We start from the raw sequence: 12,310 nt of genomic DNA on the forward strand, positions 1-12,310 counted from the left end.
AGATCAATGGTGTATCAATTTTAATTCACGGCCTTCCGGATCATGGCTCCCCCACAGCAGAACGCCAACGCCCTGCCGAAGTACATCCAGCTGAGCGAACTGCTCATCCGGGACATAGATGCGGGCCGCCTGCTGGATGGCGAGCGCCTGCCGCCGGAGCGTGAAATGGCGGTATCGTTGAACACCTCCATCGGCACCCTGCGCAAAGCGCTGGCAGATCTGGAAAGCAAAGGCCTGCTGCGCCGCGTACAGGGGTCGGGCAACTATATTCAGAAGTCGGCGAAGGCGGCGGGCGTCTACGCGATGTTCCGGCTGGAGCTTATGTCCGGCGGCGGCCTGCCCACCGCGCGGATCCTGTCGGCCCGCTGCCAGGAAAAGTCGGCCGACCTGCCGCAATTCGGTGCCAGCCCGCGTGCGACACGCATCCGTCGGCAGCGCTACCTGAATGATGTAGCAATCGCGGTGGAGGAGATCTGGCTGGATGCCAGTGTCGGCGAACTGAGCAGCGAAATGCTGTCTGATTCCCTTTACCAGACCTACCTCAAACGGCTGAACTTCTGGATCACACGCGCCGAAGACCGGGTCAGCATCGGCAAACTGCCCGACTGGACTCCGCCCGGTTTCGGGAGCCCGGGCACCACGAGCGGCTACATCGAGCGGTTCAGCTGGTCAGACCAGCCCCACCCCATTGAATTCTCACGCACGTGGTTCGATACGACCAAAGCCGTCTACGTGCAGCGGCTGAAGTAAGGACATCCAAATGACCAAGACAACGCGATACGGCCTGATCGGCTGCGGCATGATGGGGCAAGAGCATCTCAAGAATATCGCCCTTCTGCCCGACACCGCCGTGACAGGTATCTACGAGCCGGATGCGGGCATGCGCGAGATCGCGGCCCCTCTCGCACCGCAGGCGCGCTTCGCGATATCGCTGGAGGCACTGCTCGCGGATGACACGCTGGATTGCCTGGTGATCACCAGCCCAAATCATTGCCATGCCGACCAGATGGCACAGATCGCCGCCACGCGGCCCCTGCCGCTTCTGGTGGAAAAACCACTGCTGACGCAGCCCGAGGACATTCCCCGCCTGACGGAAATTGCCGCCAGCTACCCGGCCCCGATCTGGGTGGCGATGGAGTACCGATACATGCCGCCCATCGCCGCCATGCTGCGCGACACAGAAAATGCCACGGGCGGCACGAAAATGCTGACGATCCGGGAACACCGGTTTCCCTTTCTGAACAAGGTCGGCAACTGGAACAGGTTCAACCGGCAGACCGGCGGAACGCTGGTGGAGAAATGCTGCCATTTCTTCGACCTGATGCGCCTGATCATCGGCACCAATCCTGTCCGCGTGATGGCCAGCGCGGGGCAGGACGTGAACCACCTCGACGAAAGCTACGACGATGGCGCACCTGACATTCTCGACAATGGCTACGTCATCGTGGACTTCGAAGGTGGCGCGCGGGCGATGCTCGAATTATGCATGTTTGCCGAGGGCGCGCGCTACCAGGAAGTGATTTCCGCTGTCGGCCCCGCGGGTAAGATCGAGGCCTTTGTCCCCGGCCCCACCCGGTTCTGGCCCGCTGATCTTGGGCCGGCCCCGACACCTGTGCTGGAAATCAGCCCACGCACCCCGAAACGCCCCACAACGCAGGAGGTCCCCGTCGACCCTGCCCTGCTGGCGGCCGGGGATCACAACGGCTCAACCTTCTACCAGCACCAGCGGTTTCTGGAGGTCATGCGGGGCGAGAGACCGGTGCCGGACGTGTCTTTTGATGACGGGCTTTGGGCGGTTCGCATGGGTATGGCGGCGCAACGGTCCGCCGAAACAGGCCAGGCCGTCGCCCTGTGACACGCGGCTCGCCGATAAATGCCGACGCGGAAAGCTTATTGACGCGGCGCCGGGCATGGCGTTCCCTTTTTGCCAGACAGAAAGGACCACCGCATGTTCCCGGCCATCGATCTTGAAAGATATCCGCTGCACCGGCCCGACAGCCCAGCCTGCACGGCCCTCGTGGCCCGCTGCAAGGCGGATCTGGCGCAGGACGGGATGTTCAACCTTGAAGGCTTCATGTTGCCCGATGCGATTGCCGAAACGGTGGCCTTCGCGGCGCCCAGGTTGAATGCAGAGCACGCCTTTACGCATGCCAGACGCCACAATATCTATTTCAGGCCGGTGCCGGAGCTGCCCGCCGGTCACCCTGCCCTTGCCGAGGTCGAGACACGAAATTTCACCCTGTGTGCCGACCAATGCGCCGGCACGCCGGTGGACGCGATATATTCCTGGCGACCGCTGGCGGATTTCCTCGCGCGCACGATGGATCATCAGGCGCTCTATCCGATGCCCGATCCCCTCGCCCGGTTCAATGTGATGGGATACCCCGACGGCTGGGGGCTGAACTGGCACTTTGATCGCTCACAGTTCACCACCACCTTGCTGTTGCAGGCCCCCCTGGCCGGCGGTGATTTCGTTTATCGCTCGGATTTGCGGACCCAAGACGACCCAAATTACGACGGGGTTGCCGCCCTGCTGCGGGGAAAGGATGAAAAAGTCAGATCCTTCAAGGCTGAAGCCGGCACTCTTAATGTCTTCAAGGGCAGGAACACGGCACATCGCGTGACGCCGGTGGAGGGGGAGGTTCCCCGCATCATCGCGGTTTTCACCTACTACGACCGTCCGGGCGTGACCTTCACGCGGGAAGAGCGGATCGGGTTTTACGGCAGGGCTGAATAGCTCAGGGCGACAACAGCTGCACGCCTGGAATACGCGCAATGTCGAACACATCCTCGTCGTAGGTCTGGGTCATCTCGGCGACCAGTTCATCGGTCCAGCCGGGCATGTCCAACTCCTCCTCGATGGCTTCAACCATGGCGAATTTGTCAAGGAACGCGACCATCACCCGGCGTTTCTGAATTTCCGTCATGTTGGGATGAGATTTCATATACTCGCGGAACCGGGTCATTCCTTCGGGCAACATGATTTCATGCAGCAGGTCGAATCCTCCGATGATCTCTTCGCCATGGTCGAACCCGGCCATTTCCCGGATGATCTGCGACCAGATCAGCGGCGCGTCTTCATTGCACCAGACGGTTATCGCGATCTCCGGCGCTGCTTCGCGAATGCGCAGCAAGGTATCGGACCAGCGCACCGCGCGCGGATCAACCCCGCCCATGAAACTTGCCAGATCGTCTTGCGGCGAGGTTTCATACGCGGCCGGCAAGAACGTCGCCGGATTGCGCAACGCCATGAAGAGCTCGATCTGGTCGTCCCGGAAGATGTTCGCCATATACACCAGTCGCTCCGGCGCGCTGGGATAGAGCAGCCCCTTGCGCACCGCCGTTTTCGGCACACCGAAGAAATGCGCATTGGACAACAGGACCCGGTCCGCCGTTTCATCATCGAGAATGGCATCCAGCAGGATTTCCCGTGCGTTTTCAGCAGCATCTGATTCGGCCAGAGCGCTCATGGTCTGCCGCAGCAGCCTGCGGTACTTGCCCGGCCCCGGCACCGACACCCCTCGCGCACTGAGTTCTTCCTTGTTACGTAACAGGCACTTCAACAATCGCTCTTCTTCTGTGAAATGGGCTCCTGTGTGGAAAACCAGTTGCATAATGCTCCAAGCGTCGGAAGTTGTGTGGGGGCAAACTAGCTTGGGATGACGTCGTGTTCAAACCCAAACACAAAGATCAATTCCCCTCTTGCACGGCGCGCGCAAACTGACTAAACGACCGCCCAGAGCCCCTATAGCTCAGCTGGTAGAGCAACTGATTTGTAATCAGTAGGTCCGCGGTTCGAGTCCGTGTGGGGGCACCATAATTCCCTGATTTTAAACGTTTTTCTTTTCCTCCTTTCTCCGTCCGTCCGGGCGTCCGGGTGCGTCCGGCCCGGACGCTGTTGGACCGGGGCTAACATGCACCGCTTCGAGTTCTCCGACAACAATGAAAGTTTCGCCCGGAAATCTGCGCGCCAGTATGTCCGCGCGATCGGTGGCGTCTTTCAGGTTCCGATACTCGAAAGGCCACTTGCTGGGGCGGATCCTTCCCGTGCGACCGCCGCGGCGAAAAATGAAAAAGCCGCCGCCAATCTTTTCCCGTTCACGCTCCTTTCGCGGATCGTTGAGCCATCCGCTTTTTGGTTTACGCGTAGCAAGGGCGGCCTTGTTCGGCTGCGCCTTTGGTTGAAACTGCTCAAAGCTGCGGTCAGCTTTTGCAGATCCCATCTTGCCGGCTACAGACTGTAATTGCTTCTTTGTCATGGCTGTTTCACTTCCCCTGATTTCCAGTCTGCCCGGTTGCAAAGGCGGCTTCATAGCCATCCTTATGACCGGCCTGGTACGGCGTCTGGTCACGATAGAGTTGCAGCATGGCGTCCTGCTCTTTCAGCTTTCTGATCGCTTCATCTATGATGGGCGCATGTGTGCCCAAAAGCTGCAGGCCGGTGCGCACCATGGCCAGCTTTTGGACAAGCATATCTGTAGCGCTGTCTTCGGAATACTTGATTGTGACAGGTTCCATCATGGTGCGATCCTTCTATCTTGGTTTCCATTTTCGCCGTTCACCCCAATGCTGATGCCACTCGGTGACTGGCACCTGGCAAAACGGACACCAATAGGGGCGCGGTAGTGCCTTCCATCTGGCGAACAGATCAATCATCCACCGGCCGCTTGATCGCGTCGATCGCGCGCAGGGCGCTGTCGAATTGCGGCGGCATGTAGGTTTCACCCAGGATGGGATCAACCGCGGCCGAGTTGCCCAGAACGTCGCCGATGTCCTCGCGCATCGCGCCGCCGGCGCGGGCCCAGACGCCGAACGTGCGGCGCAGATCCCTGAATTGAAGCGTGGCCACCGTTGGCACCGCCTTCGCGGCGTGGGCGCGGATCTCGCGCCAGCGGGCGTTGAACAGGCGCACATTGTAGGGACGCTTGCTGATGTGATCGACCAGCAGGGTGACCTGGCCGCTGGTGGCGGCATCGAGCAGCTGCTGCACGCGACCGGCCGCCAGCTGGTGCACCGCTGCGATCCCGTGGTTGCCCCGCTTGGAGCGCACGAATTCCCAGATCAGGCGGCCGTTAGTGCCGGGCACCTGAACCCATTTGAAAGCGTCAAGCCGCGCTTCGCGAATGTCTGTCTGGCGGGCACCGTTCAGGGCGGACAGGGCAATAGCGCAGGCCATCGCCGGCATGCCGAGTTTATCGGCCGATTTCAGCAGCTGGTCATATTCAGGCCAGGTTGCAAACCGCGTTCCGGGGGCGGCGGATTTCAGGCCCAGCCGGGCGCAGGGGTTGCTTTGCTCCGGACGCCAGCCCTTGGTTTCGGCGAAGGACATCAGCCGCGACATCATCAGCATGATGGATTTGGAATAGCTGTCCCCGTGTTTCCCGCGCAGCGTGTCATACCAGGCGTCCATGACCGGCTTGGTGAATTCAATCACCAGCGCATCCGCCCATTTGGCTTCGATCACGTTCAGGTTCGTGTTGTAGCTTTTCCGCGTGGCGGGTTTGCGATCCTTGAAGTGCCGTGAGCCGCGATAGATGTGGATCAGGGCGCTGATGGTGCGCTGGCCTGCCCCTCTGGCCGCGCCTGTCCCGTTTAGGGCGCGCTGCAGCTGCAGGTTCAGGCGTTCGGCTTCGCGTTTGGACCAGGTGGGGCGGTTGGCGTCCAGATCGACGGTTTCAAAGCCCAGCCGCTGCGCATCGGCGGTGGCTTCCCACCAGACGCGCACCGAGCCATCGGCGCGCCGGCGCTGGCGCAGGTTGGTGACTTTTTCGGTGATGGGTTTCCAGCTGCTCATGCGGTCATGGCCTCCCTCAAGAGTACGATGTGGGTTCTGGGTGCTTTCTGGTCTGGCTGGTCGCTGGCTGTGCGGCCCTGCAACGTCACCCATGCCGCCACTTCCTCCCGACGCCAGCGCAGCGGGCGCTGGCAGGTGGGCAACGGCAGGGGGAAATCATGCTCCTGTTCCAGCCTTGCGCGGATCCGCAGGAAGGCCGTGCCGCTGTTCAGGCCGATGATCTGCGCAACGTCTTCCTTGTCTACAAAGGCCATAAGCCGTCCCCCAACGGATTGGCCGCGAAGGCAAACCGGGGTTCGCCTTCTGCCGTGGGGCGGGTTTCCCACGCCTCAATCAGAAGGCCGCGCGGTTTGCTGCCGCGCACCGTCATGCGGTGCCAGCCCACCCGCTCCAGATCGATTTCCGCCAGCTGCGCCTGGAACCACAGGTGCGGGGCTTTCAGGTGCTCCGGCTCGAACGTCTGGGCGACATAGAACGGTTCGGCGCAGGGTGCGGTGACGGGCGAGACGTTCATAGATCGGCCTCATCCTGCATGCGGGTCCAATTGCGCATTGCGGTTTCGAAGTCACTGTGCGTTTCCGCCGGCGTGTCCTGGTCGCGGCCGCGCTGGCGCAGTTCACGGCTGAGGGTCCATCCAGCAGCCAGCGCAATGAGCGCACCTACGAGCCAGGCAATGATGATGGGCGTGGTGGTCATGTCTCTGCCCTTTCCAACAGCTCTTGCTGGGTTTCAAGGCGGCCCAGCAGTGCCGCAGTCAAATCCCTGGTGGACGCGCGGTTGGCCAGGTGCAGGGCGGCACGCTGGCCTGCTGTCAAGGCGGCTTCGACCGTCTGCGTTGGGGCCTCTCCTTCACCGGCATCAAGGATCCCGATCGCGGTCAGCCGCTCGATCACCGGCGTTAGCATCTGGCGAAACTCTGCCGTGCTTGTGCGGTTCGATGCTGCGGATTTCTCCATCAGCTGCAGCGCTTCCAGGATGCGATCAACGCGGGCTATGTTCGAACTGTTTTGAAATCCGCTCATTGTTTTGCCTCTCAATTCGATTTCATTAATTCAACGGGCATGATGCTCATCGACAGGCTTCCATCGGGCGCCTGGACGAGCTGAATGACGTGTGGCGATCTAAGCATTGCCTTGACCGCCTTTCGTGGTGGAACCCATGCGGTGAGTGAGCTTTCGTTCGGCAGGTCGATCACTGGCAGCGGCTTGTTGCCGCCGTGCCCGTTTTCGACGGTTCGAGTTGTGTAAAAACTGTCGACTGGTTCGACGCGAAAGCCACCCAGATCCTTGATCGTCTTCATGGCCCGCCCCTACGCCTTGCCGCGCTCGTGCGCCGGCGCTGGCTGAACATCGACACGCTCAACAGTTGCGCCAGTCATTTGCAGAACAGCTGTTTGAAACGCCGCATTCATCAGCGCCATGAACGCCTCTTTAATCTCCGGGTTTGAGCGCACCACTCCCATCCCGATTGAGCCGATCAGAAAAGCGCCTTTCATCGTGTCGGGTTGCGCACAATAGGCGTTCCACATCGTGCCCTCTTCGCGGAATGCAATGCGCAGTTTCATTTTCTGGTTCATATGCTCGGATCCTCTTGCCGGCGCGCTGCCCTGCGCCGGTGGGGTTAGGTTCGGGGGTGGTGAGTGTGTCGGCCGGCAGCCCCCCGGTTGATCGTGTCAGCGCCCCAGCGTGCGCTCCATCGCGGTGGCGCAGCCCTGCAGCATGCGCGCACTTGATTTCATCTGCTGATCGAGTGAGACCCGTTCATCCAGACCGGCCAGCCCCGCGGCGTTGCGTTCGATCTGGGCGCCCCAAAGTTCCATGGTCTGGCAGGCAAAACGGAAGCCGCGTTTTTCGTCGTCGGTCATTGTCCGGATGCGCAGATCATCCTGCGCCGGCGCATCGACAAGCGGAAAGCCGAAATGGTCAGCCATTGGCCGGGCCCTGGACCAGAATTCGCAGGTGGTCGTTGGGGCCGGTCAGCCCCATGCGTGCCATGGCGGCGCGGCGCTGCTGCAGTTCGCGGCAGACCTGCGCGTAGGTCAGCACCATCAGGCAACCGCCCGCGGTGTCCATCTGGTCGTGGATCTGCGCATCGAGGCCGACCTGCACCATATGCGCCAGGGCGGCATCGGAAATCTGGCCCGCCGTCGAATTCGGTAATGTCAGGGGGTTATTCGCAAGCATTGCGTACTCCAAAGCTGTTCTCGCCTCAGAGTTAGTAGTGGCTACCCTACACTGTCAACTAAAATTATTAGCTTAAGTATCTTTTTTACTTTGGATTGATCGCAGTTTCCTAATTTTTCGATCAGCAATTCGATCCGAAACAGGATCAGGAACCAAAACACAAAGGGCCAGCTGTACGCCAACTGCCAGAAGTGCAGCGCCTTCTGGGCCAGAAACGTCTACAAGCCATGACCATATTGGATAAAAGGGGATGATCGGCCCAAGGATACAGCCGGCCAGCAGTCTCTGATACCACATCTTTGCAATGGAATCGTGGATTTTGCGTTCGCTTGGAGAGAGGTTCACAACTAACCGCCGCGCCAGCTGGCGATCACTTTACCCTTTATTACAACGTTTTGGCCGTCGACTACCGTCACTCGCTGCTCCCGTACAGATGCACTTGCAGAAACCAAAACTGGCGGCTCATATCGCCTAAGCAGTGTCGTTGCACTACCAGTCTGCCAGTCATATTTCTGCGCAATCACTATGTCGCCTGCCCTGCATCGCTCACTTTGATGGGTATCGACTAGAATATAATCCCCGGAAAGATACCCCCCCAAGGACATGACTTCAGTACTCACTGTCCAGACATCTATTCCTGCCTTGCCACCACCGAAAGCTCGCGCTTTTTGATCTACATCCTCGCGGGCGCCAGGCTTACCTGTCCACGGCCGGGCGTCTCCGTCGGAAAACCCACGAACCGGGGGCCTTTCGGCCTCCGCCCCTAAAACACCGGCCTTTTTGAGCACTTCGTCCAATGGGACCTGCAAAACCTTAGCAAAGGCTTTGGCCCACTCGAGGCTCATTTTCTGCTGACCAGTATAAATGTGAGAAACGACAGAACGGGTCCGGCCCATTTCGTTAGCAATATCTTCGGCGGTAACGCCGACCTTTTTTTGCTGCTGTTTAAACCACTTATCGTCCATTCTTCCGTAGGTAGGCACCGCAGACTAACATTGCACGTTAGTTTTTTCGAAAAAAGTAGTTGCCAATTATTAGCTTTGGCATCTACATCTTGCGTCATGAGTAGCCACCTTACACCACTGGAAGTATGCGAACGCCTTGTTGCGCCGCTGAAAGAGCTGGGCAAAATCGCCGGCCAGAACGAAAAGGCCGCCTATGCCTGGCGAAACGGTTCGCAGTGGCGCGATCCAGGCGATCTGCCGCCACGCGCAAACCGCAAAATGCTGAAATTCTGCCGCCGGCATGACATCCCGCTGACTGCCGAACACCTGATCTGGGGTGCCTCGATCGAGGAAGTGCATGCCCTGCTGGATCAGATGCGCGCGCAGGGTCTGGCCAAGCTGCCCGGCCTGAACAAACTGGCGGCGGAGTGATCTGCCATGGCCCCGTCATACTCCCAGCCCGCAGACTTCCCGGAAGTGACCAGCCTCGGACCCACTGACCGCGCGGGCCACCTGGCTGCAGGATCTGTCCCGATCCTGCGGCCTCCTTTATTCCCGGAGCCCTGCCATGCCCTATGATCCCAAACTGGCCGTGCGCTTTGCCGCCTTCGGGGTATCCGGGCAGGCCATCGCCAACACCCTGACCCAGGCCGATGTAGACGATCTGCTGGGCCGCACCGAAGAGGCGCTGAACAGCGATGATCCGCTGTTTCGCGCGATCACCCGCTTTGCCACGCAATACCCGCTGGTCCGCCAGGACCCCGAGCAGCTGGCCGACCTGGGCACGCTGCTGCGCTTCGGCGTGGACGAGGCCAACAACGCCGGCATCCCCGAAGACGACTGGGCCCGGAGGAAAGACATCAATGGCTGAGAAATGGGATCCTGTCACCGCAGCCGATCAGACGCTGATTTTCACGCTCCAGATCTTCGTGTTCGAGATCCACAAGCGGCCGGAAGACATGAAGATGCACGCCGCCATCCTGCGCGACGTGTTGCCGCATGTAACCCAAGATCATCCGATCATTGAACCGATGATCGCGCCGGCGCGGATGTACGTCGAAAACATCGAGGCCGACTGCTGGAGCGGCGGGGAATACTACGACGCTAAGCGCGCGCTGACGGATTTCGCCCGGTGGCGCGCGGCGCGGTCCTGGGAGGTGTTCCAGGCGCAGCAACCCCAACCTGCAGAGAAGGAAGTTCAAAGTGCCTCAACTTAAAATCCTGCCGTTCGACGGCTCAAAGCCCGCCGGATCCGGCATCTCGATTTCCCAAGGCGAAGTGACCGCCGGACAATTCGTGAAGATCAGCATTGTTGCCGACGCACAGCTGGAGCGTTTTGGCCGCACTCTTGATCCGGACAAAGACACGTTTGTGCTGACCCTTTGCGACGACAAAGGCAAGAGCCACCTGCTGGGCATCAAACTGGGCACAGTGGATGATGCCGATGGGCTGCCTATCAAGATCCACGCACGCGGGAGCGCTGTTACCCAAATGGCCCCTTGGTGCCACCTGGCGCCTGGCAAGCGTCCGGCCAAGCAAATGCCGTTGGCTCACGCGCCCCGCATTGGTGAGGTTGTTCTCAAACTGCCCGAGTGGGCGCGGCCGCCTATCGCCAAAATCGGCTCGGGCAAATCCATCATGGACATGTAATCCAAAAAGGAAGTTTCCTAATGGCCAAATTCCGCAAAAAGCCCGTGGTGATCGACGCCGCCTATTACGATGGCAATCTGGTCGGCGATGTGATCGCCAACGGCAAGGTGATCAAGGGCAGTTGCCCCGGCTGGTTCCCCGGCCTCGTTCGCGAAGTAAGTGCCGAGCCTGCCAGCGGCGAGCTGCGCGAAAACGAGGTGTGTCGCTGTGGATCGTTTCTTTACATCGGCACGCTGGAAGGCATCCATTGCGCCAACCCCGGCGACTGGATCATCCGCGGCGTTGCGGGTGAGATCTACCCCTGCAAGCCCGAGATCTTCGCGGCAACCTACGACGCCGCGTGAGCCATGACCGACCGGGACACATACAGCCTTGAACAGATCAAGGATATGCTGCTGGCGCGGATCGATCAGGTGGTTGATCGTTACGCGCCGGCTGCACCCGGTTCGCACACCACCTTTGGCAAATATTACACGTTGAACCCCGGCCGGCCGGACAGGTCGGTGGGTTCGTTCTGCGTCACCATGAGCGGATCCGGTGCGGGTCGCTGGGCCGATTTTGCCATGTCGCCGCTTCCAGGTTCCAGATCCAGCGCGGATTTTGCCACTGGCGACATTCTGGACCTGATCGCGTTGAGCTGCGGGTGCGACATGCGCGGGGCTTTGACCGAGGCGCGCGCCTTTCTGGGGTTGCGCACGCTCAGCCCAGAGGAACGCCGGCGCCAGGAGCAGCGCGCGGCCGAATTGAAGCGCCAGCGCCAGGACGCGGACCAGGCGGATCGCGAAAAGCGTTCCAAACGCGAAAAACAAGGTTTGGCAATTTATCTGTCCGGGCAACAGCAGCTGCGCGACACCCCTGTGCATCACTATTTGCGCGACACGCGCGGCATCAATCTTGCCGATCTGCCACGCCAGCCGGGTGTCATCCGCTACGTGCCGGAGTGCTATTACCAACACACAGACGACAAGACGGGCGAGTATGAGGATGGCAAATATGCCGCCATGGTCGCCCTGTTTACCGACAAGGCAGGCAAGCCCGCCGGGATCCACCGGACCTATCTGCAGCGCAATTCAGATGGATCGTGGGACAAGGCGCCGATCATGCAGCCGAAAAAGGTGCTGGGCTGGCGGCCGGGCAGCTGGATCCAGATATGGAAGGGCCTGGGGCCGCGCGGCGGCAAGCCGTGTAGCCTGAAAGACGCAGCACCCGGCCAGCACGTCCTGATCACCGAGGGCATCGAGGACGCGCTCAGTGCGGCCTTCCTGAAACCGGATGCGCGTGTATTGGCAGCCTATTCGCTGAGCAATCTTGGATCGATTGACCTGCCCGCCTGCGTCACGGCCGTGACGATCGTGGCAGATCTGGACGACAACGACACCGCCCGCGACGCGCTGAGGCGCGCCGTTAAGAAACACCAGGACGCCGGCCGCGCCGTGCGTCTTTTCCAAAACCAATGGGGCGGCAAGGATCTGAACGATGCCCTGCGCGCCGCGCAAACTGACAAGGGGGCAGCGTGAGCAGCTGGGGACCATGGATTGAACATGACGGGCAAGGATGCCCGCTAAAAAGCCTTGAGTGGTGTGAAACAGAACACGCCGACGGTGGCGTCGATGCTGGACAAGCATGTGGACACGACAATTCCGGTTGGCACTGGTATTTTTGCTGTTCCTTGGGTCGGCCTGGTGATCGAGTGCTGCGCTACCGGGTTCGTCGTCCCCGTGGGATGGCAATCCTAAAGC

Annotated in this window: 23 protein-coding genes and 1 tRNA gene; 11 read left to right on the forward strand and 13 right to left on the reverse strand. The window is 60.4% G+C overall.

Annotated elements, in window-relative coordinates; genetic code table 11:
* Window positions 1-42: 42 nt before the first annotated feature.
* From KX928_RS23145 to KX928_RS23155, 3 genes are all read left to right on the forward strand, one after another.
* The gene (locus KX928_RS23145) at window positions 43-750 is read left to right on the forward strand and encodes a GntR family transcriptional regulator (protein ID WP_219507767.1); all 708 of its coding nucleotides are present in this window, start codon (window positions 43-45) and stop codon (window positions 748-750) included.
* A gap of 10 nt (window positions 751-760) precedes the next feature.
* Window positions 761-1,855 carry a Gfo/Idh/MocA family protein gene (locus KX928_RS23150; RefSeq protein ID WP_219507770.1) on the forward strand — a complete coding sequence of 365 codons (1,095 nt, stop codon included), beginning with the start codon at window positions 761-763 and terminating at the stop codon, window positions 1,853-1,855.
* 93 nt (window positions 1,856-1,948) lie between these two features.
* Window positions 1,949-2,737: a HalD/BesD family halogenase gene (locus KX928_RS23155; protein WP_219507772.1), complete on the forward strand. Its 789-nt coding sequence runs from the start codon at window positions 1,949-1,951 to the stop codon at window positions 2,735-2,737.
* A 1-nt stretch (window position 2,738) separates the two neighbouring features.
* On the opposite strand, the gene KX928_RS23160 is transcribed toward KX928_RS23155, so the two are convergent.
* Window positions 2,739-3,614: a hypothetical protein gene (locus tag KX928_RS23160; RefSeq protein WP_219507774.1), complete on the reverse strand. Its 876-nt coding sequence runs from the start codon at window positions 3,612-3,614 to the stop codon at window positions 2,739-2,741.
* A gap of 127 nt (window positions 3,615-3,741) precedes the next feature.
* Between KX928_RS23160 and KX928_RS23165 the strand changes: the two genes are divergently transcribed.
* A tRNA-Thr gene (locus KX928_RS23165) sits at window positions 3,742-3,817 on the forward strand.
* A gap of 13 nt (window positions 3,818-3,830) precedes the next feature.
* Here KX928_RS23165 and KX928_RS23170 read toward each other — a convergent pair.
* The 12 genes from KX928_RS23170 to KX928_RS23225 form a co-directional block, all read right to left on the reverse strand.
* Entirely contained in the window at window positions 3,831-4,259 is a 429-nt protein-coding gene (locus KX928_RS23170; protein WP_219507776.1) for a hypothetical protein, read from the reverse strand.
* Between the two features lie 7 nt (window positions 4,260-4,266).
* Window positions 4,267-4,521, reverse strand: coding sequence for a hypothetical protein (locus KX928_RS23175; protein WP_219507778.1), 255 nt, complete (start codon window positions 4,519-4,521; stop codon window positions 4,267-4,269).
* Between the two features lie 127 nt (window positions 4,522-4,648).
* Window positions 4,649-5,794, reverse strand: coding sequence for a site-specific integrase (locus KX928_RS23180; protein ID WP_219507780.1), 1,146 nt, complete (start codon window positions 5,792-5,794; stop codon window positions 4,649-4,651).
* Complete coding sequence (locus KX928_RS23185; protein ID WP_219507782.1) at window positions 5,791-6,048, reverse strand: helix-turn-helix transcriptional regulator; 258 nt, start codon at window positions 6,046-6,048, stop codon at window positions 5,791-5,793. Before KX928_RS23185 ends, KX928_RS23180 begins: the two co-directional genes overlap by 4 nt.
* Window positions 6,036-6,308: a hypothetical protein gene (locus KX928_RS23190; RefSeq protein ID WP_219507784.1), complete on the reverse strand. Its 273-nt coding sequence runs from the start codon at window positions 6,306-6,308 to the stop codon at window positions 6,036-6,038. Before KX928_RS23190 ends, KX928_RS23185 begins: the two co-directional genes overlap by 13 nt.
* Window positions 6,305-6,490 carry a hypothetical protein gene (locus KX928_RS23195; protein WP_219507786.1) on the reverse strand — a complete coding sequence of 62 codons (186 nt, stop codon included), beginning with the start codon at window positions 6,488-6,490 and terminating at the stop codon, window positions 6,305-6,307. The genes KX928_RS23190 and KX928_RS23195 overlap by 4 nt, the downstream gene beginning before the upstream one ends.
* Window positions 6,487-6,816 carry a hypothetical protein gene (locus KX928_RS23200; RefSeq protein ID WP_219507789.1) on the reverse strand — a complete coding sequence of 110 codons (330 nt, stop codon included), beginning with the start codon at window positions 6,814-6,816 and terminating at the stop codon, window positions 6,487-6,489. The genes KX928_RS23195 and KX928_RS23200 overlap by 4 nt, the downstream gene beginning before the upstream one ends.
* 11 nt (window positions 6,817-6,827) lie before the next feature.
* Window positions 6,828-7,094, reverse strand: a complete 267-nt coding sequence (locus tag KX928_RS23205; RefSeq protein WP_219507791.1) for a hypothetical protein — start codon at window positions 7,092-7,094, stop codon at window positions 6,828-6,830.
* 9 nt (window positions 7,095-7,103) lie between these two features.
* Window positions 7,104-7,370 carry a hypothetical protein gene (locus tag KX928_RS23210; protein ID WP_219507793.1) on the reverse strand — a complete coding sequence of 89 codons (267 nt, stop codon included), beginning with the start codon at window positions 7,368-7,370 and terminating at the stop codon, window positions 7,104-7,106.
* Window positions 7,371-7,466: 96 nt separating this feature from the next.
* Entirely contained in the window at window positions 7,467-7,724 is a 258-nt protein-coding gene (locus KX928_RS23215) for a hypothetical protein (RefSeq protein WP_219507795.1), read from the reverse strand.
* Window positions 7,717-7,977: a hypothetical protein gene (locus KX928_RS23220; protein WP_219507796.1), complete on the reverse strand. Its 261-nt coding sequence runs from the start codon at window positions 7,975-7,977 to the stop codon at window positions 7,717-7,719. Before KX928_RS23220 ends, KX928_RS23215 begins: the two co-directional genes overlap by 8 nt.
* Window positions 7,978-8,324: 347 nt before the next feature.
* On the reverse strand, window positions 8,325-8,942 hold the full coding sequence (locus tag KX928_RS23225; RefSeq protein ID WP_219507798.1) for a helix-turn-helix domain-containing protein: 618 nt from the start codon (window positions 8,940-8,942) through the stop codon (window positions 8,325-8,327).
* 96 nt (window positions 8,943-9,038) lie between these two features.
* On the opposite strand from KX928_RS23225, the gene KX928_RS23230 reads away from it, so the two are divergent.
* The 7 genes from KX928_RS23230 (at window position 9,039) to KX928_RS23260 (ending at window position 12,307) form a co-directional block, all read left to right on the forward strand.
* The gene (locus tag KX928_RS23230; RefSeq protein WP_219507800.1) at window positions 9,039-9,353 is read left to right on the forward strand and encodes a hypothetical protein; all 315 of its coding nucleotides are present in this window, start codon (window positions 9,039-9,041) and stop codon (window positions 9,351-9,353) included.
* Window positions 9,354-9,489: 136 nt separating this feature from the next.
* Window positions 9,490-9,792: a hypothetical protein gene (locus KX928_RS23235; RefSeq protein ID WP_219507802.1), complete on the forward strand. Its 303-nt coding sequence runs from the start codon at window positions 9,490-9,492 to the stop codon at window positions 9,790-9,792.
* The gene (locus KX928_RS23240) at window positions 9,785-10,138 is read left to right on the forward strand and encodes a hypothetical protein (RefSeq protein ID WP_219507804.1); all 354 of its coding nucleotides are present in this window, start codon (window positions 9,785-9,787) and stop codon (window positions 10,136-10,138) included. The genes KX928_RS23235 and KX928_RS23240 overlap by 8 nt, the downstream gene beginning before the upstream one ends.
* Window positions 10,125-10,571 carry a hypothetical protein gene (locus KX928_RS23245; protein WP_219507806.1) on the forward strand — a complete coding sequence of 149 codons (447 nt, stop codon included), beginning with the start codon at window positions 10,125-10,127 and terminating at the stop codon, window positions 10,569-10,571. The genes KX928_RS23240 and KX928_RS23245 overlap by 14 nt, the downstream gene beginning before the upstream one ends.
* Before the next feature lie 20 nt (window positions 10,572-10,591).
* Window positions 10,592-10,915, forward strand: coding sequence for a hypothetical protein (locus KX928_RS23250; protein ID WP_219507808.1), 324 nt, complete (start codon window positions 10,592-10,594; stop codon window positions 10,913-10,915).
* 3 nt (window positions 10,916-10,918) lie between these two features.
* Window positions 10,919-12,088, forward strand: coding sequence for a DUF7146 domain-containing protein (locus KX928_RS23255; RefSeq protein WP_219507810.1), 1,170 nt, complete (start codon window positions 10,919-10,921; stop codon window positions 12,086-12,088).
* Between the two features lie 63 nt (window positions 12,089-12,151).
* Window positions 12,152-12,307 carry a hypothetical protein gene (locus tag KX928_RS23260; protein ID WP_219507812.1) on the forward strand — a complete coding sequence of 52 codons (156 nt, stop codon included), beginning with the start codon at window positions 12,152-12,154 and terminating at the stop codon, window positions 12,305-12,307.
* The last annotated feature ends 3 nt before the right edge of the window (window positions 12,308-12,310 follow it).

Origin of the sequence: Roseobacter insulae, from assembly GCF_019375555.1 — a bacterium.
Lineage (GTDB): Bacteria > Pseudomonadota > Alphaproteobacteria > Rhodobacterales > Rhodobacteraceae > Roseobacter > Roseobacter insulae.